Here is a 24,546-nt window from a genome sequence, read left to right on the forward strand (position 1 = left end):
ACCGCTCGGTGCCCCGGCCGCGGCTACTGCTCGGCATTCTCTTCGATGCGGACCTCCGGCTCGTCGGGCTCGGGCTGAGTCATCGGCGACGTGCCGAAATCGAGGTCCTGAAGCTCCTCCAGGTCGCCCGTCTCGGACGCCATCTCCAACTTCGATATCTCCTTTGCGTAGTGGAGGAACGTGTCGACGGACGCGACAACGATTCGTGCCTCGACGGTGAGGATCTCGATCCCGACGACGGACACCCGTGCCCAGATGTCGATGACGATCCCCTTGTCGAGGATGCGATCGAGCACTTCGGCCAAACTGTCGCTTGAGGGTCGTGCGCTCATCGTGTTTTCCCACACTCCGCCCGGTATAATATCCTTTGGGCCAGCAGAGGCAGGCAACCCAGGTGTGAGCCGAAGAGCGCGGTGGTCGGGGAGGGGTTGGCTGCGTGTGCCGGCGACACGCCTATTAGCGCGACCACCGAACCCGGGCCACGACGCGCAGTACGTCCATACTCAGATCATGAGCGATCATCTCTACGCCTACGGCGTCGTCAAGGACGCCGATATCGAACTCGCTGTCGAGGGTGTTGATGGAGCGACGCAAGCATACACGGTGAGTCACGGGCCGTTCGCGGCCGTCGTGACCGATATCGACACGCTCGAACCCGAACTCACCGACGAGAACGCCCGCGCGCACGACGACGTGCTCCAGGACGTGCTGCTCGATGCGGGCGGCCGAACCGTGGTCCCGATGCAGTTCGGGTCGGTGTTCAAGAACGCGCGCACGCTCAAGAACGTCCTCCGGGGCGGGCGGCGCGCGTTCACGAAATCGTTGCGCGAGATCGAAGGACTGGCCGAGTTCGGCGTCAAACTCGTCGTCGACGAGGACGCGACGGTCGACGCCGACGAGATCCGCGAAACGGCAGGCGAACGTCTCGCCGCTGCGAGCGTTCAGGAAGAAGAGAACGATCGCTTCAGCGACCGACTCGTGATGAACCGCTCGTATCTCATCGACCGCGACGAACGGGCCGCCTTCGACGAGGCGGTCGATGCCGTCACCGACGACTACGGCGATGTCCTCACGGTCCAGTATACGGGACCGTGGCCGCCGNCCGGCCGATCGTCGCGGTCGGCAACGTCATCCACTCGATGGCCGTCGAGGAGCTGTACGACGTCGGGGCGATCCGCGACGAGATCAAGGAGAACCGACTGCTGTTCGAGATCGGCGACCGCTCGGAAGAGGAGTACGAGCGTCGCCGCGAGGAACTGCGGACGCAACTGGACGTGGCGCGCGAGGCGCGCGAGACGCTGACGAACAAAGTGGAGGTCAAACAATGACAGACAAGAAGGACACCGGCGTCGTTCGGACGATCCTCTCGGGGCTGTTCGAGACCCTCGCCGAGATGGACGAGAACGACCGACGCCAGCGATCGAGAACCGGGAGCGCACGCAGCGGGCGGAAACGACTCGACTACGGTCTCAGCGTCGGCATCGGTCCGCAGTCCGGGATCGACGGGCGCGACGGAACCGAGGTCGGGAACGACGACAGCGTCGAGCCCATCACGGGAACCGATCACGCTGCGACCGTCAGCCCGACCGAGGAGGGGCAGGTCGTGACGATCGATCTGTCCGATGTCGATCCACGCGAGCTCTCGGCGGGCGTCGGCGGGGACGGACGAACGCTCCTGGTCGCCGACGACGAGGGCGTCGTCGAGCGCGTCCCGCTCCCGCAGACGGGGCTCGCCGTCGCCGACGCGTCGTTCAACAACGGAATTTTGGACGTGTGGCTGCAGGGAGAACGGGATGAGTGACGATAGCGAACCGATGGCCGAGGCCGCCGACAAGCTCGATTCGGCGCTCGAAAGCTCACAGTCCACGGATGAGGGCGAGAACGGTAGCGACGGCAGCAACGGGAACGACGGCGATGGCGGGGACGGTGGGGGTAGCGGACTCGTCGACTCCGCCGACGAGATGCCGGCGCTGCTCGACCGTGCCGAGGGCGACATCGACTCGCTGCTCGGCGTGTTGAGCGGTGAGGAGAGCTACGCGGATGCCAAGGAGGAGATCGACGACCTCGTCGACGTCATCGAGGAAACCGAGGAACTGCTCGACACCGTCGATCTCTCTGAGCTCCCCGAGGCGGTAGAGCTGAGCGAACTGCCGAGCGCCATCGAGGGCGAGGACGTACCCGAAGCGATCGCGAACGCCGAACCGAGACGGGCGATCGACCTCACACAGCTGGCGTCGCTCGTCGAGTTCAGCGAACTCTGGGACGCCGTCGCCGTCCGCTCGTTCATGCAGAACAAGGACGAGCTCGAAGCGGCGACCGACGACGTCACCGACGACGAGGGTGGTGACGGCGAGAACGGAAACGGCGAGAACGGCGACGATTCCGGTCTCGTAGACTCGTTCGACATGTCCGATTCGGGCGACGCGAACGGTGGCGAGGAGTCGATCCTCGACGACGGACAGGCCAAACAGCTCGCCATCCAGTCGAAGCTCCGCGATGCCGTCGAGGAGTTCCGCGAGAGCGCCCTCGACGCGCGCGATCAGCTGAAGGAAGCGCGCGACACGGCCCAGGAGAAAGTCGAGGAGAAGACCGGCGGCGGGACGGGCCAGCCCTCCTCGCGGAACCCGACGGCCTACTCGACGATGGTCGCCGGCTGGAAGGCGGGCGGCTGGTCGTCGGCGAGTTTCTCGACCGTGCCGAAGCAGACACAGCATTCGAGCGCGCCCGGCCACTATCGCATCTACGGTCGGCGGTTCGACGAACGGGAGGGCAACGATGAGTAACAGCGGCGGGCCGACGCGCCAGTCCGACAGCCTCGCCGACGTCGTCGAGATGCTGCTCGACAAGGGCGTCGTGATCAACGCCGATATCGTCGTCTCGATCGGCGACACCGAACTGCTCGGTGTGCAGCTCCGGGCGGCGATCGCCTCGTTCGAGACGGCCGCCGAGTACGGGCTCGAGTTCCCGGATGGCACCGACATGCGCCGCGTCGAGCAGGCATCGGATCGCAGCGAGCTCGAAGACGACGACACCGTCACCGTCGAGGGCTCGGAGGAGGACGACGCGGCGCTCGACGACGGCGAGGAATCCGATACTGAGCGCCAATCTGCACCGGAGCTCAGCACGCGGCCGAACGACGGCGCGCGTGCGGAACCAGCGGAGGGCGGTGGCGACGTGGCCGACGGCGACGAAGGCGGTAGCGAGGGCGGTGACGACGAGGATGCCAGCGGCGAGGACGCCGACGGGGAATCGGTGGCGGAGACGGAACAGGCCGAAGAAGACGACGCCGCGGCGGAGGAGGCAGATGACGACGATTGACGTCGACGGCGACGAGGCACGCGACGGGCTGATGACGCTCGTCGTCACGGTCGTCGAGCTGCTGGTCGACGCGATGGAGCGTGAGGCCATCCGCCGGATGGAGTCGGGCGAACTCACCGACGAGGAAATCGAGCGGCTCGGCTCGCAGCTCGCCGCGCTCGAAGACGAGATCGAGGGGATCAAGCAGGACGAAGACATCGAGAAACCGGTCGACGATCTCCGTGGCGATCTCGACGGACTGGTCCGCGATCTCGTCGAACGTGCCGATCAGCCGCAGCGCGACGACAGGGGAGTGATCGAATAATGGTCGACGATACCGAGGACGGGACCGAGTTCGCGGAGGGACGCTATCTCTACTGTGCGGTCGCCGTCGACGACGAGGTGGAGTTCGACGCCGAGGGCGTCGACGACGAGCCCGTCAGACTGCTCGCGGTCGACGACATCGGCGTCGTGCTCCACGACTGCGAGTCGTTGTACGACACCGCCGACATGGACGAGCTCCGCAAGTGGGTGCTCCAGCATCAGAACGTCGTCGACGCGGCGGGCGAGGCGTTCGGCACGCCGATCCCGTTCCAGTTCGACACCGTTCTCACGGGCGACGACGACCGCGTGCGCGAGTGGGTCGGCGAGGAGCGCGGGACGCTCGCCGACTACCTCGATCAGCTCGCGGGCCACTGGGAGTACCGCGTCGAACTCCGGCGCGAGGAGGAGGCACTGCGCGAGGATCTCGTCGCGAGCGACGACCGACTCGCCGAACTCGACGAGGAGATCGAGGCAGCGGGCTCGGGGACGGCGTTCATGCTCGAAAAGCAGTACGATCAGCGCCTCCGCGAACTGCGTCGCGAGCGCCGCACCGACCGCTCGGCGGCGCTGCGCGACCGCCTCGACGAGTTCGCCCGCGACGTGAACGAGCTCGGCGAACGGACGACGCTCGACGACGAGGAGGGCGACGACGACGGCATGGAGACCCAGGCGCGGTTCACCGTGCTCGCGACCGAGGACAACGAGGAAGGGATGGGTGAAATGCTCGACGAGGTGGCGGCCGAGACGGGCGTCGAGGTCCGGTTCACCGGGCCGTGGCCGCCGTACTCGTTCGTGCCGGCGATCGGGGGTGAGAATGGAACCGAAACGGGCGGATGACGACGTCATCGTCGATCTGATCGACGTCATCCTCCGGGACGGGGCGGTCATCGAGGCCGACGCCATCATCTCGGTCGCCGACATCCCGCTGGTCGGGCTGAAACTCCGGGCGGCGCTGGCCGGCATGGCGACGATGACCGAGTACGGCATCTTCGAGGAGTGGGATCGAGTGCAGCGCCAGCGCGCGCTCGACGACAGTAGCGACGGGGACGATAGCGACGACCTGGCGAGCAGTTCGACCGACCGCCGCATCCCGAAGGAGTAACCATGGCAGGCAGCCGCAAGCATCGGGATTATTATCGACGGCCGAGCGTCTGTTCAGCACGAGCGGCACGGAGGATCAGTTAGATGTACACCGAAACAACAGCACGAACGACGGCGCGACGAATCGGCGGAGGATACTGAGATGGGCATCGTCAGCACCATACTGCGCTTCGTCGGCGGGTTCGTCGGCCAGCGCCTCGGGAGTTCGCTCGGCAGCCGACTCGAAGGGGCGCTGCTCGCGGGCGGGAATGCGGACGAATCCGATGACGAGTCGGGCGACGAGGACCAAACCGAATCCGGAGACGGGGCGGACGACGGCGATGGCGACGAGGAAAGCGAGGAAGCGGAAGAGTCCGACGACGACTCCGAGAGCGCCGACGACGAATCGACTAGCCCGCCGGTCATCGAGCAGGTGACTGCCGCGCTCGACTCGATCGGCGACGATTCGGAGGAATCGAATAGCGGACTCGGCGATCTCGACGCCCTCTCGGACGAGGAACTCGAGGAGTTGGCCGGGACGCTCGTCGACGAACTCAACCAGCGGAGCGAGCAGTAGGGCGATCCGCGAACGGCTCCACCCCCGCCGTCACGGCGAGTAGTCAGTCATATACCGACACCGCCCCGCGGACAGGCATGAAACAGGCCATCGTCGCGCGGACCGACATCGGGATGGGGACGGGCAAACTCGCCGCACAGGTCGCTCACGCCTCGCTGTCGGCCTACGAAGACACCGGCTCGCGCGCGCGAACCGAGTGGAAGGGATCGGGCCAGAAGAAAGTCGTTCTCAAGGGCGATAGCGAGCGAACGCTGTTCGAACTCGCCGATCGCGCCGAACGCGACGGTCTCCCCCACGCCATCATCCGCGATGCGGGCCACACGCAGCTCGATCCAGGCACAGTGACGGCGCTCGCGGTCGGCCCCGGCTCCGAGGAAACCGTCGACCGAATTACCGGCGACCTCCCACTTTTTTAGACGGGGTCCTCGGCTCGCTCACTCCGTTCGCTCGCCTCGAACCCCGTCCAAAAACCTGGGCTAAAAAGAGCCGCTCGCTCGGCCGTTGGCCTCGCTCGCGGTATGACAACTATCCTTCCGCCACCGCCCCGCACAGCCCACACACCTCCCCAACCGATTCGCTCCGCTCGTTTCACTCGCTCCGCTCATCCCTCGCACGCTCTCCGGCCTCCGGCCGGATTCACCGCGCGCCACCGCCTCTGCTTCGGTTTTGCCTGGCGATTTCCACCGAGAGCTATCGATTCTCGGGCGACCACAACGCACTTACTGATACCCGTCGGAACGCGGCCATGAGGAGGATTCGCCGATGCGGGTAGTCATTGTCGGGGCGGGTGACGTCGGCACGTACATCGCCGAGGACCTCGCCGAGAGCCACGAGATCGCGGTCGTCGACACGGACGGCGAGCGCGTCGCCGAACTCGAATCCACGCTCGGCGTGACGGCCATCGAGGGCGACGGGCGCTCGCTCGACGCGCTGGAGGCGGCGGGCATCGACGAGGCCGAGATCGTCATCGCCAGCACGGACGACGACGCGGTCAACGTCATGGTCTGTGGCGCGGTCCGGAACAGTACGGACGCGTACACGATCGCGCGGGCGAAATCGGCCGATCTCTACGAAACTTGGCAGGAATTCGACGACGCGCTCGGCATCGACTTGTTGCTGCCGGTCGATCGACTGACCGCCGCGGCGCTCGTCCGGACGGTCGCGCTGCCCGGCGCGCTCGCGGTCAGCACGTTCGTCGATGGAGAGGTCGAGATGGCGGAGTTCGAACTCGCTGCCGACGCCGATCTCGTCGGCAAGAGCGTCGCCGAGGCCGACGAGTTCCCCTCGCTGACGTTCGCCGGCGTGATCCGCGACGGCACGGTCCACATCCCGAGCGGCGAGACGGTCTTCGCGGCCGACGATCGGGTCGTGGTCATCGGCAGTCCCTCCAGCGTCAGGCGGTTCGCGCGACGGCTCACACCGGGCGCATCGCTCGATCCGGACGACGACGTGGTGATCGTCGGCGGCGGGACGGTCGGTACACACATCGCCGGACTGCTCGAACAGGGTGGCTACACACCCCAACTGGTCGAGCACGATCCCGAGCGCGTCGCCGTGCTCGACGAGGAGCTTCCGGAGACGACGGTCATCGAGGGCGACGTGACGACCGCCGGCTTCCTTACCGAGGCGAGCATCGACGAGGCGGACCTGCTCGTCGGGACGCTCGACGACGAGACGAACTACGTGCTGGCGCTGCTCGCGAAGAACGTCGGCGCTGGCCACACCGCCGCCGTGGTGAACGACTCGGAGTACGTCGATCTGTTCGAGGCGGCCGGTGTCGACGTGACCGTCGAGCCACGGGCGGTCGTCGCCAACGAGACGACGCGTGCGACCCAAGACTACGCCGACGAGGCCGCGACGCTCGAACGCGACAGCGCCGAAGTGCTCGAGATCACCGTCGACGGCGACAGCGTTCTCGCCGGCGAGTCGATCGTCGACGTGGCACACGACCTGCCCGACGGATTCGTCGTCGGCGCGGTCGTCCGCGACGGCTCGCTCAAGACGCCCCGCGGCGGCACCGTCGTCCAGGTCGGCGACCACGTCGTGGCGTTCGTCGACACGGACGCGCTGGACGAGGTCGCGGCGGCGCTGTGAACAGCAACTCCGACCGCGAACCAACGGCTGACGAGGCCCACTGATGCGCGAGGCCCACCCGAGCGAACTGGCGGTCGGCATCGATCACTACGTCAGCGACGGCGACGGTACAGGTGGGAAATTCCGCACGCGCCCGGCGGACTTCCGCGTGCGCGAACTCGAAACGGGTGAATTCGAACCGCTCGACGCCGATCCGGACGCCTATCCCCATCTCGTCTTTCGAGCGACGCTCGAGAACTGGGACACGAACGACTTCGCGAGCGCGCTCTCCAGTCGGTTGGAAATGAGCCGCGAGCGTATCGACTGGGCGGGCACGAAGGACAAGCGCGCCGTCAGCACCCAACTGTTCTCCGTGCGTGCTGGAAGCGACGCGCTCGACGACATCGATCTCCGCGGAGCGACGATCGACCTGGTTGGGCGCGCCGGACGGGGGTTGCGCTTCGGCGATCTCGCGGGCAACGCCTTCGAGATCGTCGTCCGCGAGGCCGACACCGAATCGATCCAGCGAATAACGGAATCGCTCCGGTCGTTCGCCGGCAACGGAGACGAAAACGCGGACGGCGCAAGCGGCGAGAACGGCGCGACGGTGGGCGTGCCGAACTACTTCGGCCAGCAGCGGTTCGGTTCCTATCGCCCGGTGACACACGAGGTCGGGCTCGCGGTCGTCCGCGACGACTGGCGAGAAGCGGTGCTCGCCTACGTCGGCCGTCCACACGAGTCGGAGCCGGAAGCGACCCGCGAGGCGCGCGCGTTCGTCGATAGCGAGGCCACGGCAGCGGGGACGGCGGACTGGGCGGCGGCGCTCGACCGCTACCCGCGGCAGTTGGGCTTCGAGCGCTCGATGCTCCACCGGCTGGTCGAGAACGGTGGCGAGAGTTCGGACGATTTCCGTGCGGCGCTCGAAACCGTCCCGTCGAACCTCCAGCGGCTGTTCGTCAACGCCGCTCAGTCTTACTTGTACAATCGAATCCTCTCCGCACGCCTCGATCGGGGGCTGCCGTTCGATCGGGCGATCGCGGGCGACGTGGTCTGCTTCGCCGATAGCGAGGCTCCCGATGGACTCGCTCTGCCCGATCCCGACAGAAGCCAACGAGTGCCCGAAAATCGGGTCGAGACGGTCAATCGACACACTGCACGCGGACGGGCGTTCGTCACCGCGCCGCTGGTCGGCACCGAAACGGAACTCGCCGACGGCGAGCCGGGTGCCATCGAGCGCGCAATACTCGACGAGGAAGGGATCGAGCCCTCGCTGTTCGATCTGCCGGGGGAGTTTCACTCGACGGGCACCCGACGGGCGATACTGCTCACGACCGATCTGTCGATCGAGGACGATCCGCTCACGTTCGCCTTCCGGCTGCCAAAGGGATCGTATGCGACCGTGCTCCTTCGGGAATACCTGAAGAGTGAGCCGACCGCGATGCGCTGACGCCGTGTTGGTCGAAATGGATCTCCAGGCACACGACTGAGAAATCGACCGGCTTATCCGCCGGCACGCTCGAATCGTGGCATGGAGTGTCGGCGGTGTGGATCGCGTCTCGATCGGGCCGGCGATTTCTGTCTCGTCTGTCGCCATCCGAACGTCGACACCGTGGTCTGCGAACTAGGTCGCGAGCGAGCGAGCGTCACCGGTCTGTTCGAGGGCGAGCGCGTCGGAACCTGGACGGTGACGACGATCCAGGAGACGGGCGAAGCGGAGAAGCGCGAGCGCCGAAACTTCACGGGGAGGGTTGCCGACGAGATCCATCGCAAGCGACCAGAGGAGGTGTACGCCACCGGCGAGCGCGACGTGCTCGGGACGCTTCGTGGGCAGCTCCACTACGATCTCCGCCGCGTCGCGGACCCGGGTGAAGACGCCGTCGAGACGGTGCTCGCCAGAAGTGAGGAGTCACCGCTTGCGGTCGTCGAGACACCACCGCGGGAGAAACTCGGCGGGAGCCACTCGACGCTCGTCGGCGGGCGTGCGGGTCAAGCAATCGTGGCGATCGCGACCGATCACCCACACGTGAAGAAGGTGATTCCGGGCCCCATCGAGTCGGGCGGACGTGGTTCCCGGACGGGCGTACGGGCGAAGGCGACCCGTGCCGACGGACGAGGAAACGTCAGACTGTTGGTGCGCGACGGATCGAGCGTTCAGGAGGTGCGAGTCGTGACGACCGCCGCCGACCGCGAGCAGGGTGAGCGCGTCCGCGAGGACCTCAATCGTGCGCTCGATGAAGAGGGGTTCCGGGAGTAACAACACGAAGGGTTTTACTCGCCCGCTGGCATAGCAGGCGTACTATGGGTAATCAAGAGGTCGGTAGCGCCGGACGGTTCGGTGCACGCTACGGCCGTGTCGCCCGCCGACGCGTCGCCGAGATCGAGGCCGACATGCAGGACGACCACACCTGCCCCGAATGTGACGAGCCGGACGTCGACCGGACGGACACGGGCATCTGGGAGTGTGGCAACTGCGGGCACACCTTCGCTGGCGGTGCGTACCAGCCTGAGACGCCCGGCGGGCGCACCGTCGAGCGCTCGATTCGGGCGGCGCTCGCGGAGGACGGCGACGAACAGTGAGTTACAAATGCTCGCGGTGTAAGCGCGACGTCGAACTCGACGAGTACGGCGGCGTTCGCTGTCCGTACTGCGGCCACCGCGTGCTGCTCAAGGAGCGCAGCCGCGACGTCAAAGAGATCGACGTCGAGTAGTGCGCCACGAGAGTTCCTTCGTGCTCGAATACGAGACCGAGAGCGCCGCGGCCGCCGTCGAGCGCAGCCTCCGACCCGAGATCGGCGATATCGAAGGCGATCGCACGACGGCGACGCTGTCGCGCGACGGAGCCACGGTCGGGATCGACGTCGCGGCGGCCGATCTCATCGCGCTGCGCGCGGGCCAGAACACTTGGCTCTCGCTGACCGGCGTAGCCGAGCGAACGCTGACTGCCGGAGCAGAGGCGGTTGACGGAGCGAATACGACAGATAGATCGGATACTGTCGACGGATAGCGCGTCGCGCGGGTTTCGAATGGCGGGCGTTTATCAGTCAGTACGCTGAGGTGCGTGTATGCGATTCGTCGAACTATCAGTCCCCGCGGCGAAGCGCCAGGCGATCCTCGGGATCCTCGACGACGAGGGGATCGACTACGCGATCACCGACGCCTCCGACGGCGAGCGCTACGCAGCGGTGGCGTCGTTCCCGCTCGCCCAGGACGACGTCGAGGGGCTGCTCGATCGTCTCCGCGACCAGAATCTCAGCGAGGACGCCTGGACGGTCGTACTCGACGCCCGGACGGTCGTCTCCGACCGGTTCGATGCCGAGGAGGACGCGGACGAGGACGGATCCGAGCGCCGGGGGCGGATCGCGCGCGACGAGCTTCGGACGGCGGCCGCCGATCTCGCACCCGATCGCAGCGAGCGCTGGTCGTACGTGGCGATGACGGTCGTTAGCGCCGCCGTCGCCGTCGTCGGCCTGCTTCAAGATTCGGCGGCCGTCGTCGTCGGGTCGATGGTCATCGCACCCCTGATCGGGCCGGCGATGGCTGCCGCCACGGGCACGGTCGTCGACGACCGCGACCTGACGGCCCGTGGCGTCGCGCTACAGGTGCTCGGACTCGGGCTTGCGGTGGCGAGTGCGGCTGTCTTCGCCGCGGCCATGCGGTTCGTCGGGCTGGTTCCCCCGGGGACCGACATTGCCACGATACCGGAGGTACAGAGCCGTCTCGCACCGGATTTCCTCTCGCTGATGGTGGCGCTCGGGGCGGGCATCGCCGGGGCAATCAGCCTCGCGACGGGAGCCGGGGCGGCGCTCGTCGGCGTGATGATCGCGGTCGCGCTCATCCCGCCGGCCGCGACGGTCGGGCTCGGTATCGCGTGGGGGCAGCCGTTCTTGAGCCTCGGTGCCGGGGTGTTGGTGCTCGTTAACGTGCTCTCGATCAATCTCGCCGCGCTGATCGTCCTCTGGGTCGTCGGCTATCGCCCACAGGACGCGCTCGAACTCGATCTGGTGCGCGAACGGATCCGCAAGCGCATCGGCGTGCTCGTGCTCGCGCTCGTCGTGCTCTCGGTCTTTCTCGGCGGCGTCACCTATCTCAGTTACCAGTCGGCGCAGTTCGATCAGCAGGTCGAAACCGAGGTCGAGGGGATGATCGACGGGCAGCCCTACGCGGATCTCGAACTGCTCGACACGTCGGCCGGGCCGAGCGAGACGGCGATCGCGTTCGACGAGGCCGGACTCGCCGCCGGTGGGCCGATCAACGTCTCGGTGACGCTCGATCGACCGGCGGGCACCACCCAGCCTCGGTTCGCCGCGGCGCTCGATCGCCGCCTCAGCCGGACCACCGGGCGCAACGTGACCGTTGAAGCACGGTTCGTCGATGCCGCCCGCACCGATGCGATCCGATCACCGGCGAACGCGATGGGAAGAACCCCGATCGTGCCGGCCTGATGCGGGTTCGGTGATCGGCGGACTCGGGAGAGAAACGGGGGTTTTTCCCTGCGGACACCAAGAACGCGGGTATGCAGGGAAACCTTCCGCCGGAAGCCCAAGAGAAAATCGAGGAGCTACAGGATCTCCAGGACAGCGCCCAGCAGGTCGCTGCCCAGAAGCAGCAGGCCGAAAGTCAGCTCACTGACTCGCAGACTGCGCTCGACGAGCTCGACGAGATCGACACCGAGACGACGATGTACCGCGAGGTCGGCGAGCTCCTGATCGAGACCGAGTACGACGAGGCCCAAGACGACCTCGAGGACAAGGTGTCGAGCCTCGAAGTGCGCGTCGAGACGCTCGAAAAACAGGAGAGTCGCGTTCAGGAGCAGTTCGAGGAGCTCCAGAGCGAGCTGCAGGAGATGCTGAGCGGCGGCGGTGGCGGTGCCGGCGGCCCGGGCGGTATGGGACCGGGCGGCCCGAGCGCTGGCGGGTAGATGCCGACCGACGAGGAAGTCGTCGAAACGGCAAGCGAAGCAGCCGAAGGCCTCGTTTTCTCGCGCTACAAGAGTTCCGAGATCGAGGATCTCGATGTCACCGTGCACTTCGAGGATGGCGTGCTCGATCTCGATGTCTATCTGAACGCGCCGGATGATCCCGACCCGGAGATCGTCGCCGACGAGGCCGTACTGGCGGCCGAATCGGCCGTCGACGATCTGTTTGCCGACGAATAGTGGCTGCGGTGGCGGCCGCTGTGCGGCGATGCGGTCGGTTCCTGGCGGATGAAGGGCGAAGTCGCGAGTGGAACGAGCGGCTGAGGGCTTCGGCGGTGCTGTGCGGTTGCGGTGCGGTAGCTGTCGATGTCCGCGCGAGTGAAACGAGCGCGGTTCACTGCTCGCGCGGTTTGCGAGCAGGAGTTTTTAGTCCAGGTTTTTGGTCGGGGGTTGAGCGCGAGCGACCGAAGGGAGCGAGCGCGATGTCGTTCGAAAGACGCTTCGCGTCTTTCGTGATGACGAGAGAGCTTCGCTCTCTCGAACCACCCCGTCTAAAAAAGTGGGTTTAGAAGAATTTGAACAGGTCGTCGCGGTGCTGGTCGTGGAGATGGCTGCGGATGGCGTCGGTCAGCGGGCCGATCGAGCCGCGTTTGGCGCTGACGGGGGCGATGGTGTCCTGCCATTGCTGCCACGGTGAGGGGAGGCCGAGGCGGTCGCAGAGTGCGTCGAGACGCTCGTCGCGATCGTCGACCTTGTCCATCTTGTTGACCGCGACCACGGTGGGGATGTCGATATCGGCGAGGAAGCCGAACAGTTCGACGTCGTGGGGAATTTCGTCGCGTTCGGTGTGGCGGTCGATGATGTCGACGGCGCTGTTGGCGTCGATGACGAGCACGCCGACGAGGATCTGCTCGCTGTTCGTTTCGAGATAGCGGACGATGTCGGTCTTGATCGCCTCGCGGTGTTCCTCCTCGACGCCGGACATGAAGCCGAAGCCCGGCAGGTCGGTGAGAACGAAGTCCTCGGCCACCCAGTCGTAGTGGCCCGGCGAGCGGGTCACGCCGGGTTTCTTGCCGGTCTCGAAATCGTGGCCGGTGAGCTCCCGGAGGATGGTGGATTTCCCCACGTTCGAGCGGCCACAGAAGACGACTTCCGCGTCCCGGTCGGGACGTCCATCGAACATGGTTGCCCTCTCGGGCGCACGGGTTTATACTGCCCGACGGGAGCCTCGGCCCGATAGTGGATGGTGCCGTTCGATGGCCGACCACGGGGTATTTGGCCGCCGGCCGAGACCGTCGGATGTGCGACTCGTTCAGGTGACGATCCCGGCGGGCAAGCGCGAGACGGTGCTCTCGGAGCTCGACGACGAGGGGATCGACTACGTGCTGACCGAGGAGACGAGCGGCCGGGAGTTCACGGGCGTCGTTTCGTTCCCGCTGCCGACGACTGCCGTCGAGCCGGTGCTCGACCGCCTGCGCGAGGCCGGGATCGACGAGGACGCTTACACGATCGTCGTCGACGCCGAGACCGTCGTTTCGCGCCGCTTCGAGCAGTTGGAAGAGCGGTACGAGGAAGACGAGGAGACCGACAAACGCATCGCCCGCGAGGAGATCCACGCCCGTGCTCGGGAGCTCGCGCCGGATTTCTGGCCGTATCTCGTCATGACGGTCGTGAGCGCGGTCGTCGCCACCGCCGGACTCCTCCTCGATGACGCGGCCGTCGTCGTCGGCTCGATGGTCATCGCTCCGTTGATCGGGCCAGCGATGGCGACCTCCGTGGGAACGGTCGTCGACGATCAGGGGATGTTCCGTCGCGGGGTGAAGCTTCAGGCGCTCGGTCTCGCCGTCGCGGTCGTCGCCGCGACGCTGTTCGCCGCCCTCATGCGCGTGACGAACACGGTGCCGCCGGGCACCGACGTATTCATGATCGGACAGATCAACATCCGACTCGCGCCCGACTTCTTGGCCTTAGTGGTGGCGCTTGGGGCCGGCGTCGCCGGCGGGGTGAGCCTCGCGACCGGCGTCTCGGCGACGCTGGTCGGTGTGATGATCGCGGCCGCGCTCGTCCCGCCGTTGGGGGTCATCGGTATCGCCATCGCGTGGGGGCGACCGGCTCCGGTGTTCAGCGCGTCGGTGCTCGTGCTCGTGAACACGCTCTCGATCAACCTCACGGCGCTCATTGTTCTGTGGTATATGGGCTATCGGCCCGATCACTGGTTTCGCGAGGACGACGCCCGGCTGGCGACGCGACAGCGCGTCGTCGCGCTCGCCGCCGCCATCCTCGTGCTGTCGGCGTTTCTCGGCGTCGTCACCTACGACTCCTACCGGACAGCGTCGTTCGAGCAGGAGGTCCGCGGCGACATCGACGCACTACTCGACCAGCCCAAGTACGGCCAACTCACGCTGCTCGACGTGCGCTTTCGTTACGACGACCCCGTCCCGCCGCGCCAGCCGACCCGTGTCACCATCGTCGCCGGCGGGACGGGGGACGGTAGCAATCCGAACCTCGCTCGCCCGCTCGAACGCCGCATCGACGAGGCGCTCGGCGATCTCGCGCTGCCCGAACCGCTCGGCTCACCGAACGACGTTCAGGTACGCGTGCGCTACGTCGAGATGGAGACCGCGTGACTGTGACTCACCGCTCGATCGTGTGACTACCGGACTAGTCGTCCGCGACGGCGCTGGCGTGATTCGTTCCGTCTGAATCAGCCGTCATCGTCGACGCATTCTCATTGGATCGCTCGTCCGCTCGTTCCTCGTCGTCGGTCGGCGGTGCTGTGTACAGCAGTCCGCGCGTCGTGCTGCGTGCCATGCCGTGACAGTCGTTCGTGGGGACGTATCAAGCTATGCCTAACCCTGGTAATGGTGTATAATTACATATCAATCCCGGTCGTCAGGCGAGGGGACAACGGTTAGGTCCCGGCGGTCGAGAGTCGGGTATGGCGCGCAGTCAGGACCCGATTCAGTCCCGCGACGACGGGTCCCGCGACCGCTACGACGTCACGACGTGGGAGGTGCGGACGCCGCTCGACAGGGTGGCGACCTGGCTCTACTGGGTGCTGGACGTGATCGCGCGATGGGTGCTGGTGCTACTCGCGGGCGCGATCCTCGTGGCGATCGTCGTGACCAGCGACCTGCCACGTATCCTGAACCCCGTCGTGAGCGCGTTCACGGTGCTGTCGCTCGTGCCGGCGCTCGCGCTCGTCGCCTACGTCTGGTGGACCGACAGCACGACCGCCGAACCGCTCTCCTTGCTCGCGGTGACGTTCGCCCTCGGCGTGCTCTTCGCGAGCTTCGCCGCGATCATCAACGGGCTCGGCAGCGTTCTCCAGCTCGTCCCGATCGTCGGCCCGGTCTGGTTTTTCTACCTCGTCGTCGGCCCGATCGAGGAGACGATGAAGTGGCTCGCCGTCCGGATCTACGCCTACCGCAGCCCACGGTTCGACGCCGTCATCGACGGTGCGGTCTACGGCGCGGTCGCGGGACTCGGCTTCGCCACCATCGAGAACGCCATCTACATCACCGACGCGGTGGCCAACCCCGTCATCGGCAACGTGTTGGGCGCTGGTGGCGGCGTCACGCCCGCGCGGGCGATCGCCGGCCCCGGCCACGTCATCTACTCGGCCTTCGCGGGCTACTATCTCGGCTTGGCGAAGTTCAACCGCGATCGTGCCGGCCCGATCATCGTCAAGGGGCTCCTGATCGCGGCGCTCATTCACGCGACCTACAACACGCTCACGATCATTCCCACCGCTGCAGCCTTCGTGCTCGGCATCCCGAACTTCGTCACTCTCCTGGCGTTCGTCATCATCTACGATAGCTTCTTCGGCTACTTCCTCTACCGAAAACTCGCGCGCTACCGGCGGCAGTACCGCGCTACTCGTCAGGACGGGGCGCTCGTCCCCGTCGAGCGCACCGAGTTCGAGGAATGACAGCCGGAGGTCACGCGTCCCCGTATTCCGCCATCGGAAGATGATGCATGTGAACATTCTTCACTCCGACCGATAAGGTGCGGTATATGAGCGACGGGACCGGCGTCGAGACGGAGCTCGACCGCGACATCGGCTTCGTGGGTGCGGTCGCCCTCGGCGTCGGGACGATGATCGCCGCGGGAATCTTCGTGCTCTCGGGGCTCGCGGTCTCGAACGTCGGCGTGGTCGCCATCGGTTCGTTCCTGATCGCAGCAATCGTCGCCGCATTCACCGCCTTCGCCTACGCCGAGTTCGCCTCGCTCTACCCCGAAAGCGGGGGTGGCTACGCCTACGTCGCCAACACCTTCGACCGCGACTGGACGTATATCGTCGGCTGGTCGATGATCCTCGGCTATCCCGCGAGCGCCGCCTTCTACCTCGCGAGTTTCGGCGACTGGTTCTACCGGTTCATCTATCCGCTGTTGTCGATTCCCGCGGCCGTCCCCTACTGGCTCTCGTCGGTCGGAATCCTGGTGCTACTTATCGGGATCAACCTCAAGGGCACCGAGGAAACTGGACTCTTCCAGATCGTCGTTACCACGCTCAAGATCGCGCTCATTTTCCTTTTTCTCTACGGCGGTCTGCAGGCGTTCGACACCGAGGTCATCATGAGCTCGATCGCCGAGAACACGCAGGGCTTCGCCGATCTCCGCGATATCGGCGTGACGAGTGCGCTCGTGTTCATCACCTTCTTCGGGTTCGAGGCGATCGCGACCAACGCCGAGGAAATCGAGGATCCAGGCCGAACGATCCCGCGGGCGATCTTCGTCAGCATGGGCTTCGTCACCGTCGTCTACGCGTTCGTCGTGCTCGTCATCGTCTTCGCCGTCAACGACGCCCGGTTCCTCCAGTTCCTCGCGGCGAACGTCGATCTCGGCGGCGTGCCCGCACGACAGTTCATCGCCAACAGCGGCGAAGTGTCGATGGCCTACGCCGCCCAATACTACCTCGGCCCCGTGGGGTTTTACGTCATCATCGTCGGCGCGCTTCTCTCGATGGTTGCGGCGGCCAATGCCACCATTCTCGCCGGATCGCGCGTCAAACTCGCGATGAGCCGCCGCGACCATCTGCCCGCGCGCTTCGAGAAACTCCACTCCTCGTTCAACACGCCCTATCTGTCGGTGTTCCTCACGGGCGGGCTCATCTTGCTCTACGTCTTCCTCTTTACCGTCGTCTTCGGTGGCGGTCCCGAGAGTGAGGCAGTTCTCCAACTCCCGTTCGCCCTGCCACTCGTGGGCGCGGAGCTTCACCTCGGTATCGAGGCGATCACCCACTTCGCGGATTTCATGCTGCTCACCGGGCTGATCGTCGTCAACGTCGCGGTCGTCCGCTCGCGCCGGAAGTTCCCCGATCTCGATCGGGGGTTCACCGTACCGGCGGTGCCGTGGGTGCCGGCGCTCGCGGTGATCGCGAACTTCGTCCTGCTCGCGAACGTCGAACCGTCGAGCCTCGTGCTCGGTCTGCTCGCCGAGGTCGTCGGCGTCGGCTTCTGGTTCGCGTGGAAGGCGCGTGCACCTTCGACGGCGGCCATCGAGCGCGAGACGCCCACGGCGGTGGCCGAGCGCAACCCGTCGGGCCGCGAGCGCGACTACCGCATCGTGGTCCCGATCGCCAACCCCGATCACGTCGAACAGCTGCTGACGACCGCGGTCGACATGGCTCGGGAGAGAAACGGCGAGATACTCGCGCTCTCGGTCGTTGACCTGCCCGACCAGACGCCGCTCTCGGAGGGTCGCCAGTACGTCGACGAGCGCCGCGACGTGCTCGATCGCGCGATGGCGTTCGCCGGGACGGGCGGCCAACTCTCGTCCGATGGAAGCGGGACCGTCGAGGAAAGCAACGATCCGGAGACGGGGAAGACCGACATTCCCGTCAGCGGGACGGTCCGCATCGCGCACGACGTCGACGACGCCATTCTACACACCATCGAGCAGTACGACGCCGACGCGGTCCTGCTCGGCTGGGGCGGCTGGCGGGCGCGCCGCCGCGACGTCGTCCTCGGCAGCACGGTCGATACGGTCGTCACGGATGCCGACTGTGACGTGCTCGTCGAGCGGATCGATCCCGACACGCCGGTCGCGGTGGGATCGGTACTGCTCCCCACCGCCGGCGGCCCACACACTGAACTGGCCGGCGAGGTCGCCCGCTCGATCGCACGTGTGACCGGCGCACGAATCGAGCTGCTCCGCGTGATCGAACGCGACGACGAGCGCGAGGACGCTCGCGCGGCGCTCGACGACATACTCGAAGACTTCCCTGACACCGATGCCGAGGTGACGATCGTCGCCAACGACGATGTCGTCGACGCCATCACCGCACGCTCGGCCGACCACGACGTCACCGTGATCGGCGCGACGCGCGAGGGACTGCTCCAGCGCGTGGTCTTCGGCACGATCCCCGAGCGAGTCGGTGAAGAAGCGGAAAGCACGGTCGTCCTCGCCAGGCGAAACCTGGGCATCCCGTCACGCCTGCGATGGCTGTTCGGCCGCTGACGACTCGGTCGGGGCGCGCCGCGTCAGTCGTCGTCGGCGGCGACGCGCCGGTCGGTCCGCGGTCCTTCCAGTTCGATCTTCGGGAGGAGGTCACGGAGATAGCGACCCGTGTGTGACTCCTCGATGCCGGCGACCGCTTCGGGCGTGTCGGCCGCGACGATCTCGCCGCCGTTCTCGCCGCCCTCTGGACCGAGATCGACGACGTGGTCGGCGTTCTTCACGAGATCGAGCTCGTGTTCGACGACCACGACGGTGTTGCCGTTGTCGACGAGACGCTGGAGCACCGAGATCAATTTGCGCTCGTCGGCCGAGTGGAGCCCCGTGGTCGGCTCGTCGAGCAGGTAGAGCGTCTCGCCGGTCTGTTTCTTGCCCAGCTCCTCGGCGAGCTTGACGCGCTGGGCCTCCCCGCCCGAAAGGGTGGTCGAGGGCTGGCCGAGTCGCATGTAGTCGAGCCCGACGTCGCGGAGGAGTTGGAGACGGCGCTTCAGTCGGGTGTCGGCCTCGAAGAACTCGTAGGCCTCCTCGATGCTCATGTCGAGCACGTCGGCGATCGTCTCGCCCTTGTAGGTCACGTCGAGCGTCTCGTCGTTGTAGCGCGCGCCACCACATTCCTCACAGGGGACGTGGACGTCCGAGAGGAAGTTCATCTCGATCTTCACCGTGCCCTGCCCGCCACAGGCCTCGCAGCGCCCGCCCTTGACGTTAAAGGAAAATCGACCCTTCTCGTAGCCGCGCTGTTTGGCGAGTTTCGTCTCGGCAAAGAGCTCCCGAACGTGATCGAAGACGCCCGTGTAGGTCGCGGGGTTCGAGCGCGGCGTGCGGCCGATGGGCGACTGGTCGATCAGCCGCACGGTCTCGATCCCCTCGTGTTCGATGGCGTCGTGCTCGCCGGGGTCCACAGTCCGGTTGTCGTTCATCTCGCGGACGAGACCCTTGTAGAGCACGTCGTGCATCAGTGTGGATTTACCCGACCCCGACACACCTGTTATGGCGGTGAAACAGCCCAGCGGGATCGACACGTCGAGATCGGCGAGGTTGTGCTGGCGCGCACCTCGAATCGTGAGTTCGCCGTCCGGTTCGCGTCGCGTCTCGGGGACGGGGATTTCCTTCCGGCCGCTGAGATACGCACCGGTGATCGATCCCTCCGTCGCCTCGATCTCGTCGATCGATCCCTGCGCGACGACCTCGCCGCCGCGCTTGCCGGGACCGGGCCCCATGTCGATGACCTCGTCGGCGCGGCGCATCGTCGCCTCGTCGTGTTCGACGACGAGGAGCGTGTTGCCGAGATCGCGCAGCTCTTCGAGCGTGTTCAGCAGTCGGTCGTTGTCGCGCTGGTGGAGCCCGATCGAGGGCTCGTCGAGCACGTAGAGCACGCCGACGAGGCCGGAGCCGATCTGGGTGGCGAGCCGGATGCGCTGGCTCTCCCCGCCCGAAAGCGTCGCGGCCTGGCGGTCGAGCGTCAGATATTCGAGACCGACCTCACACATGAAGCCGAGCCGAGCGCGGATCTCTTTCAGGATCTCTTCGGCGATCGTCAGATCGCGTTCGCTCATCCCCGCCTCCATCCCCTCGAAGTGTGCGAGCGCGTCGCCGATCGACATCCGGTTGACGGCGGTGATCGCGGTGTCGTCGACGAGCACCGCACGGCTCTCGGGCTTCAGGCGCGTCCCGTCACAGGCCGGGCAGGTGGTGACGGCCATGAACTTCTCGATGTGATCGCGCGTGCTCGAACTCTCGGTCTCGACGTGGCGGCGTTCGAGATTCGGAATCACACCTTCGAAGCGCTTCTCCTTGCGCCGCGTGCCGTTTTTCGTCCGGCGCTCGAAGACGACCTGCTCGCTCGTCCCGTAGAGAAACGCCTCCCGGACATCGTCGTCGAGCTCCTCGAACGGCGTATCGAGCGAGACGTCGAAGTGGGCCGCCACGGCGTCGAGCCGGGTCTGATAGTACGATCGCGAGTAGCTCCACGGCTCGAACACCTCGCGGAGCGGCTTTCCGGGGTCCTGGACAACGAGCTCCTCGTCGACCTCCTTCGTCTCGCCGATCCCCTCACACTCTGGACAGGCCCCGTGCGGGCTGTTGAACGAGAAGGAGCGGGTCTCGATTTCGGAGATGTCGATGCCGCAGTGGGTGCACGCGAGCGCCTCGGAGAACTCGACGACCGCCCGATCGCTCTCCTCGCCGGCCAAATCGCCCGTCGCGCGCGCGGTCGCGCCGCCGAGGTCGGCGTCCGCGGGCGGATCGGGGAGGATCAGTTTGAGCACGCCGTCGGCCTCCTCCAGAGCGGTCTCGACGCTGTCGGTGATGCGCGAGCGAGTGTCGTCGGCGATCTTCACGCGATCGACCACCACGTCGACGGTGTGGTCGTAGTTCTCGTCGAGATCGGGGCGGTCGGTCGCCAGATCGAACTCCTCGCCGTCGACCTCGACGCGCGAGTAGCCCTCGCTCACGAGATTATCGAACAGCTCCTCGAAGGCCCCCTTCTGGTCGCGCACCACGGGTGCGGCGATCTTCGCTCTCGTCCCCTCGGGCAGCTCCAGAATCCGGCGGACCATCTGCTGGGCGGACTGCTCGCCGACCTCGCGCCCGCATTCGGGGCAGTGAGGCGTGCCGACGCGCGCATACAGCAGTCTGAGGTAGTCGTGAAGCTCCGTGACCGTTCCCACAGTGGAACGGGGGTTGTTGGCGGCATTTTTCTGATCGATCGAGATCGCCGGCGAGAGCCCCTCGACGGTCTCGACCTGTGGCTTGTCCATCTGGCCGAGGAAGTTCCTGGCGTAGGCCGACAGGCTCTCGATGTAGCGGCGCTGGCCCTCGGCGTAGATCGTTTCGAAGGCCAGCGAGGATTTCCCCGATCCCGACAACCCTGTGACGACGGTGAACGCTTCGCGCGGAACGGTGACGTCGAGGTCCTTCAAATTGTGTTCTTCGGCTCCACGGACCTCGATCTCGTCCTTACTCATTGATGCCTAGTCGGGAGCGCAGGCCGTGAAACCCTGTCGATTCCCCACTTTTTTACTCCTCGGGTGCGCGCTCCGCGCGCACCACTCGTCGCAAAAACCTGGACTAAAAACACCTGCTCACTCGCGCTCCGCGCTCGTTCGCAGTGAACCGCGCTCACTACTCACGGCTCACTGCGTTCGCCGTTCGCTTCCGAGGTTCTCCCTTCGGTCGAACCTCGCTACGTTCGCGCGGACATCGACGCTTTCCGCACAGCATCGCGACCACTACTGCCTCCGCACAGCACCGCCTCCGCCGAAGCCCTCGCATCCTTTCGGGATGCTCGCCCTTCATCCACCAGGATCGTGTGCTCGGCCATCTGGTTACAGCAGCTGCCATCCTCCAACGATACTATGATCGCGACACGGCTCCCGATTGCGGCGACCAGTATTGATAAAAGCCGGCGACGGCAAGCCGGGGACACACCCCACTCAAGCCCATGAATTATAAGAGATGCGACTGAATGGGGAGACACGGCTGATAGCCACAGCGAGCACTCTCTATGGGAGTTGACAACAGCGCAACGGACGACGGAATCGTGCCGGCAGTCGACGACGGCGAACTGATCGTCGTCTCGAACCGCCAGCCGTATACGCATAGCTACGACCACGGCGACGGCGGGCGCTCGATAACCGTCAACCGGCCGGCTGGCGGGCTGACGGCGGGACTCGACCCGGTGATGCAGGAAACCGATGGGACGTGGATCGCGTGGGGTGACGGCGAGGCCGATGCCGACGTGACCGACGACAACGGGAAGGTGCGGATGCCGCCCGAATCGGAGGCCTACACGCTCAAACGGCTCTGGCTCACCGACGAGGAGGTCGAGGGCTACTACTACGGCTACTCCAATCGCGTTCTCTGGCCGCTCTGTCACGGCGGGACGATGAAGACCGACTACGTCGAGCGCTACTGGCAGCGCTACCAGCAGGTCAACGAGACCTTCGCCGATGCGGTCGTCGAGACTGCCGGCGCGGACTCGCTGATCTGGTTTCAGGACTACCACTTCACGCTCGCGCCGCGCTGGGTGCGCGATTCGCTGCCCGACAGCGCATTCCTCACACATTTCTGGCATATCACCTGGCCCGGCTGGGACACCTTTCGGGCCTGTCCCCAGCACGAGCAACTGCTCGAAGGGCTGCTCGGCAACGACCTCCTCGGCTTTCACGTCGAGCGCTACTGTCGGAACTTCCTCGACTGCGTCGACGAGGCGCTCGACGATGCCTTCATCGACCCCGAGGGAGGGCGGGTCAACTACGAGGGGCACACGACGGTCGTGAAGGCCTTTCCGATGGGGATCGACCCCGATTCGATCCGCGAGCACGCCGAGGCCGTCGACGACGACTTCTGGCGTGAGTTCCAGTCGTCCCACGGCATCGACGCGGAGACGAGCGTCATCGTCGGCGTCGACCGCCTCGACTACACGAAGGGGATCGTCGAGCGTCTCGACGCGCTCGAACGTCTCTTGGAGACTCGCCCCGAGTACCGTGGCGAGGTCTGTTACGTTCAGAAGGCCAACGAGAGCCGCTCGCTCATCCCTGACTATCAGGACCTCCAGACCGAGGTTCAGGAGTCGATCGACCGCATCAACGACCGGTTCGGCACCGACGACTGGCAGCCGGTCATCTACATCAACGAATTCATTCCCCAGCGCGAGCTCTGTGGGCTCTATCGCTACGCCGACGTCATGCTCGTGAGCGCCGTCCGCGACGGGATGAACCTCGTTTCCAAGGAATACGTCGCCGCGCAGGTCGACGACGACGGCGTACTCGTGCTCTCGGATCAGGCCGGTGCCCACGAGGAGCTCGGTGACCGAGCACTCACGATCAACCCCTACGACACCGACGCCTTCGCCGACACGATCGAGCGCGCGCTGACGATGGACGGCGAGGAGCGCGCCGAGCGGATGGTCGCCCTGCGCGAACGGGTCGAATCGAACGATCTCTACGCGTGGATGGAGAGCATCTTCGATACGGTCGACGAACTCCGGGCGAAAGACGCCGATGACTGACACCCCACCAGCGCTGTGGGACTCTCTGCCGGCGCTCCGCGATCGCCTGGCGGACGCGAACGGACTCCTGTTCTGTACGGATTTCGACGGCACGCTCGCGGGTATCGAGATCGATCCGGACGCACCCGCACTCGGCGAGAACAACCGGGCCGCGCTCGAACGCCTCCGCGATCACGACCGGGTGGACGTGGCCGTCATCAGCGGGCGCGAACTCGCCGATCTCCGCGAGCGCGTCGGTATCGACGGGATCGACTACGCCGGCAATCACGGGCTCGAACTCCACAGAGATGGCGAGAGCACGACCCATCCGATCGCCAGACGTCGACGGCGCGATCTCGACACGATCGTCGCCGACATCGAGGAGCGCCTCGACGACACGGACTGTTTCGTCGAGGACAAATCCGTGAGCGCGACCGTCCACTACCGGACGGCCCCCGAGCGCGAGAGTGAGGTCCACGACGCCGTCGAGACGGCCGTCGAGCGGGTCGCGGAGGGTGGCTTCGAACTCTCGACGGGCAAGGAGATCGTCGAGCTCACGCCGACGGTCGCCTGGGACAAGGGCGACGCCGTCTCGCTGCTCGTGGCCGATCACGACGGCTGGCTGCCGATCTACGTCGGTGACGACACGACCGACGAGGCGGCCTTTCGCGAACTCTCGGAAACCGGGATCGGGGTTCACGTCGGCGCGGACCCGGAGACGGCGGCGGACTACCGCACCGACGACCCCGACTCAGTCACGCGATTTCTCGACTGGCTCGCCGACGAGGGGCTCGCCGCGCTCGATTCTCGGGGAGCGGCGTAGCTCCCGGC

Annotated in this window: 27 protein-coding genes and 1 pseudogene; 24 read left to right on the forward strand and 4 right to left on the reverse strand. The window is 66.2% G+C overall.

Annotated features, from left to right (window positions below; genetic code table 11):
- Positions 1-23: 23 nt before the first annotated feature.
- Positions 24-332, reverse strand: a complete 309-nt coding sequence (gene gvpA / locus C448_RS01595) for a gas vesicle protein GvpA (RefSeq protein ID WP_049916017.1) — start codon at positions 330-332, stop codon at positions 24-26.
- Between the two features lie 178 nt (positions 333-510).
- Here gvpA and C448_RS01600 point away from each other — a divergent pair.
- The 19 genes and pseudogenes from C448_RS01600 to C448_RS01685 all read left to right on the forward strand — a co-directional run.
- Positions 511-1,101: pseudogene (locus C448_RS01600) on the forward strand (GvpL/GvpF family gas vesicle protein); the annotation flags it as partial.
- On the forward strand, positions 1,092-1,328 hold the full coding sequence (gene gvpG, locus C448_RS16965) for a gas vesicle protein GvpG (RefSeq protein ID WP_338034744.1): 237 nt from the start codon (positions 1,092-1,094) through the stop codon (positions 1,326-1,328). The pseudogene C448_RS01600 and the gene gvpG, both read left to right, overlap by 10 nt.
- Positions 1,325-1,801, forward strand: coding sequence for a gas vesicle protein GvpH (gene gvpH / locus C448_RS01605; RefSeq protein WP_004051389.1), 477 nt, complete (start codon positions 1,325-1,327; stop codon positions 1,799-1,801). Before gvpG ends, gvpH begins: the two co-directional genes overlap by 4 nt.
- Positions 1,794-2,783 (forward strand): hypothetical protein, encoded by a 990-nt coding sequence (locus tag C448_RS01610; RefSeq protein ID WP_080503138.1) that lies wholly within the window; start codon positions 1,794-1,796, stop codon positions 2,781-2,783. The genes gvpH and C448_RS01610 overlap by 8 nt, the downstream gene beginning before the upstream one ends.
- Positions 2,776-3,318, forward strand: a complete 543-nt coding sequence (gvpJ, locus tag C448_RS16870) for a gas vesicle protein GvpJ (RefSeq protein WP_004051394.1) — start codon at positions 2,776-2,778, stop codon at positions 3,316-3,318. Before C448_RS01610 ends, gvpJ begins: the two co-directional genes overlap by 8 nt.
- On the forward strand, positions 3,305-3,622 hold the full coding sequence (gvpK, locus tag C448_RS01620; protein WP_004051396.1) for a gas vesicle protein GvpK: 318 nt from the start codon (positions 3,305-3,307) through the stop codon (positions 3,620-3,622). Before gvpJ ends, gvpK begins: the two co-directional genes overlap by 14 nt.
- Positions 3,622-4,458 carry a gas vesicle protein GvpL gene (gene gvpL / locus C448_RS01625; protein ID WP_004051398.1) on the forward strand — a complete coding sequence of 279 codons (837 nt, stop codon included), beginning with the start codon at positions 3,622-3,624 and terminating at the stop codon, positions 4,456-4,458. The genes gvpK and gvpL overlap by 1 nt, the downstream gene beginning before the upstream one ends.
- Positions 4,436-4,723 (forward strand): gas vesicle protein GvpM, encoded by a 288-nt coding sequence (gene gvpM, locus C448_RS01630; RefSeq protein ID WP_004051399.1) that lies wholly within the window; start codon positions 4,436-4,438, stop codon positions 4,721-4,723. The genes gvpL and gvpM overlap by 23 nt, the downstream gene beginning before the upstream one ends.
- A 141-nt stretch (positions 4,724-4,864) precedes the next feature.
- Positions 4,865-5,278 (forward strand): hypothetical protein, encoded by a 414-nt coding sequence (locus C448_RS01635; RefSeq protein WP_004051401.1) that lies wholly within the window; start codon positions 4,865-4,867, stop codon positions 5,276-5,278.
- 77 nt (positions 5,279-5,355) lie between these two features.
- A complete protein-coding gene (pth2, locus tag C448_RS01640; protein ID WP_004051403.1) occupies positions 5,356-5,694 on the forward strand; it encodes a peptidyl-tRNA hydrolase Pth2 in 339 nt (112 codons plus the stop codon).
- Positions 5,695-6,040: 346 nt separating this feature from the next.
- Positions 6,041-7,372 carry a Trk system potassium transporter TrkA gene (gene trkA, locus C448_RS01645; protein WP_004051405.1) on the forward strand — a complete coding sequence of 444 codons (1,332 nt, stop codon included), beginning with the start codon at positions 6,041-6,043 and terminating at the stop codon, positions 7,370-7,372.
- 43 nt (positions 7,373-7,415) lie between these two features.
- Positions 7,416-8,798, forward strand: coding sequence for a tRNA pseudouridine(13) synthase TruD (truD, locus tag C448_RS01650; protein WP_004051408.1), 1,383 nt, complete (start codon positions 7,416-7,418; stop codon positions 8,796-8,798).
- 81 nt (positions 8,799-8,879) lie between these two features.
- Entirely contained in the window at positions 8,880-9,605 is a 726-nt protein-coding gene (locus tag C448_RS01655) for a DUF2103 domain-containing protein (protein ID WP_004051411.1), read from the forward strand.
- Positions 9,606-9,649: 44 nt separating this feature from the next.
- Positions 9,650-9,928, forward strand: a complete 279-nt coding sequence (locus C448_RS01660) for a 50S ribosomal protein L37ae (RefSeq protein WP_004051413.1) — start codon at positions 9,650-9,652, stop codon at positions 9,926-9,928.
- The gene (locus C448_RS01665) at positions 9,925-10,059 is read left to right on the forward strand and encodes a DNA-directed RNA polymerase subunit P (RefSeq protein ID WP_004051415.1); all 135 of its coding nucleotides are present in this window, start codon (positions 9,925-9,927) and stop codon (positions 10,057-10,059) included. The genes C448_RS01660 and C448_RS01665 overlap by 4 nt, the downstream gene beginning before the upstream one ends.
- Positions 10,059-10,355 (forward strand): KEOPS complex subunit Pcc1, encoded by a 297-nt coding sequence (locus C448_RS01670; protein WP_004051417.1) that lies wholly within the window; start codon positions 10,059-10,061, stop codon positions 10,353-10,355. Before C448_RS01665 ends, C448_RS01670 begins: the two co-directional genes overlap by 1 nt.
- 58 nt (positions 10,356-10,413) lie before the next feature.
- Positions 10,414-11,793, forward strand: coding sequence for a TIGR00341 family protein (locus C448_RS01675; RefSeq protein WP_004051419.1), 1,380 nt, complete (start codon positions 10,414-10,416; stop codon positions 11,791-11,793).
- A gap of 71 nt (positions 11,794-11,864) precedes the next feature.
- The gene (locus C448_RS01680) at positions 11,865-12,269 is read left to right on the forward strand and encodes a prefoldin subunit beta (protein WP_004051422.1); all 405 of its coding nucleotides are present in this window, start codon (positions 11,865-11,867) and stop codon (positions 12,267-12,269) included.
- Entirely contained in the window at positions 12,270-12,506 is a 237-nt protein-coding gene (locus C448_RS01685; RefSeq protein WP_004051423.1) for a DUF3194 domain-containing protein, read from the forward strand.
- A 325-nt stretch (positions 12,507-12,831) separates the two neighbouring features.
- Here C448_RS01685 and engB read toward each other — a convergent pair whose 3' ends face one another.
- Complete coding sequence (engB, locus tag C448_RS01690) at positions 12,832-13,449, reverse strand: GTP-binding protein EngB (protein WP_004051424.1); 618 nt, start codon at positions 13,447-13,449, stop codon at positions 12,832-12,834.
- Between the two features lie 118 nt (positions 13,450-13,567).
- On the opposite strand from engB, the gene C448_RS01695 reads away from it, so the two are divergent.
- Positions 13,568-14,893, forward strand: a complete 1,326-nt coding sequence (locus C448_RS01695; RefSeq protein WP_004051426.1) for a TIGR00341 family protein — start codon at positions 13,568-13,570, stop codon at positions 14,891-14,893.
- Positions 14,894-14,927: 34 nt separating this feature from the next.
- Here C448_RS01695 and C448_RS16070 read toward each other — a convergent pair whose 3' ends face one another.
- Positions 14,928-15,077 carry a hypothetical protein gene (locus C448_RS16070; protein ID WP_160162768.1) on the reverse strand — a complete coding sequence of 50 codons (150 nt, stop codon included), beginning with the start codon at positions 15,075-15,077 and terminating at the stop codon, positions 14,928-14,930.
- Between the two features lie 127 nt (positions 15,078-15,204).
- On the opposite strand from C448_RS16070, the gene C448_RS01700 reads away from it, so the two are divergent.
- Positions 15,205-16,197, forward strand: a complete 993-nt coding sequence (locus C448_RS01700; RefSeq protein WP_004051427.1) for a PrsW family intramembrane metalloprotease — start codon at positions 15,205-15,207, stop codon at positions 16,195-16,197.
- A gap of 86 nt (positions 16,198-16,283) precedes the next feature.
- On the forward strand, positions 16,284-18,728 hold the full coding sequence (locus tag C448_RS01705; RefSeq protein WP_004051429.1) for an amino acid permease: 2,445 nt from the start codon (positions 16,284-16,286) through the stop codon (positions 18,726-18,728).
- 23 nt (positions 18,729-18,751) lie between these two features.
- On the opposite strand, the gene uvrA is transcribed toward C448_RS01705, so the two are convergent.
- On the reverse strand, positions 18,752-21,691 hold the full coding sequence (uvrA, locus tag C448_RS01710; RefSeq protein WP_004051431.1) for an excinuclease ABC subunit UvrA: 2,940 nt from the start codon (positions 21,689-21,691) through the stop codon (positions 18,752-18,754).
- Positions 21,692-22,230: 539 nt separating this feature from the next.
- Here uvrA and C448_RS01715 point away from each other — a divergent pair.
- Both C448_RS01715 and otsB read left to right on the forward strand, forming a co-directional pair.
- Positions 22,231-23,736: an alpha,alpha-trehalose-phosphate synthase (UDP-forming) gene (locus C448_RS01715; protein WP_004051433.1), complete on the forward strand. Its 1,506-nt coding sequence runs from the start codon at positions 22,231-22,233 to the stop codon at positions 23,734-23,736.
- Positions 23,729-24,538 (forward strand): trehalose-phosphatase, encoded by an 810-nt coding sequence (otsB, locus tag C448_RS01720; protein ID WP_004051434.1) that lies wholly within the window; start codon positions 23,729-23,731, stop codon positions 24,536-24,538. Before C448_RS01715 ends, otsB begins: the two co-directional genes overlap by 8 nt.
- Positions 24,539-24,546: the final 8 nt, after the last annotated feature.

The sequence above is a fragment of the Halococcus morrhuae DSM 1307 genome, assembly GCF_000336695.1.
GTDB lineage: Archaea > Halobacteriota > Halobacteria > Halobacteriales > Halococcaceae > Halococcus > Halococcus morrhuae.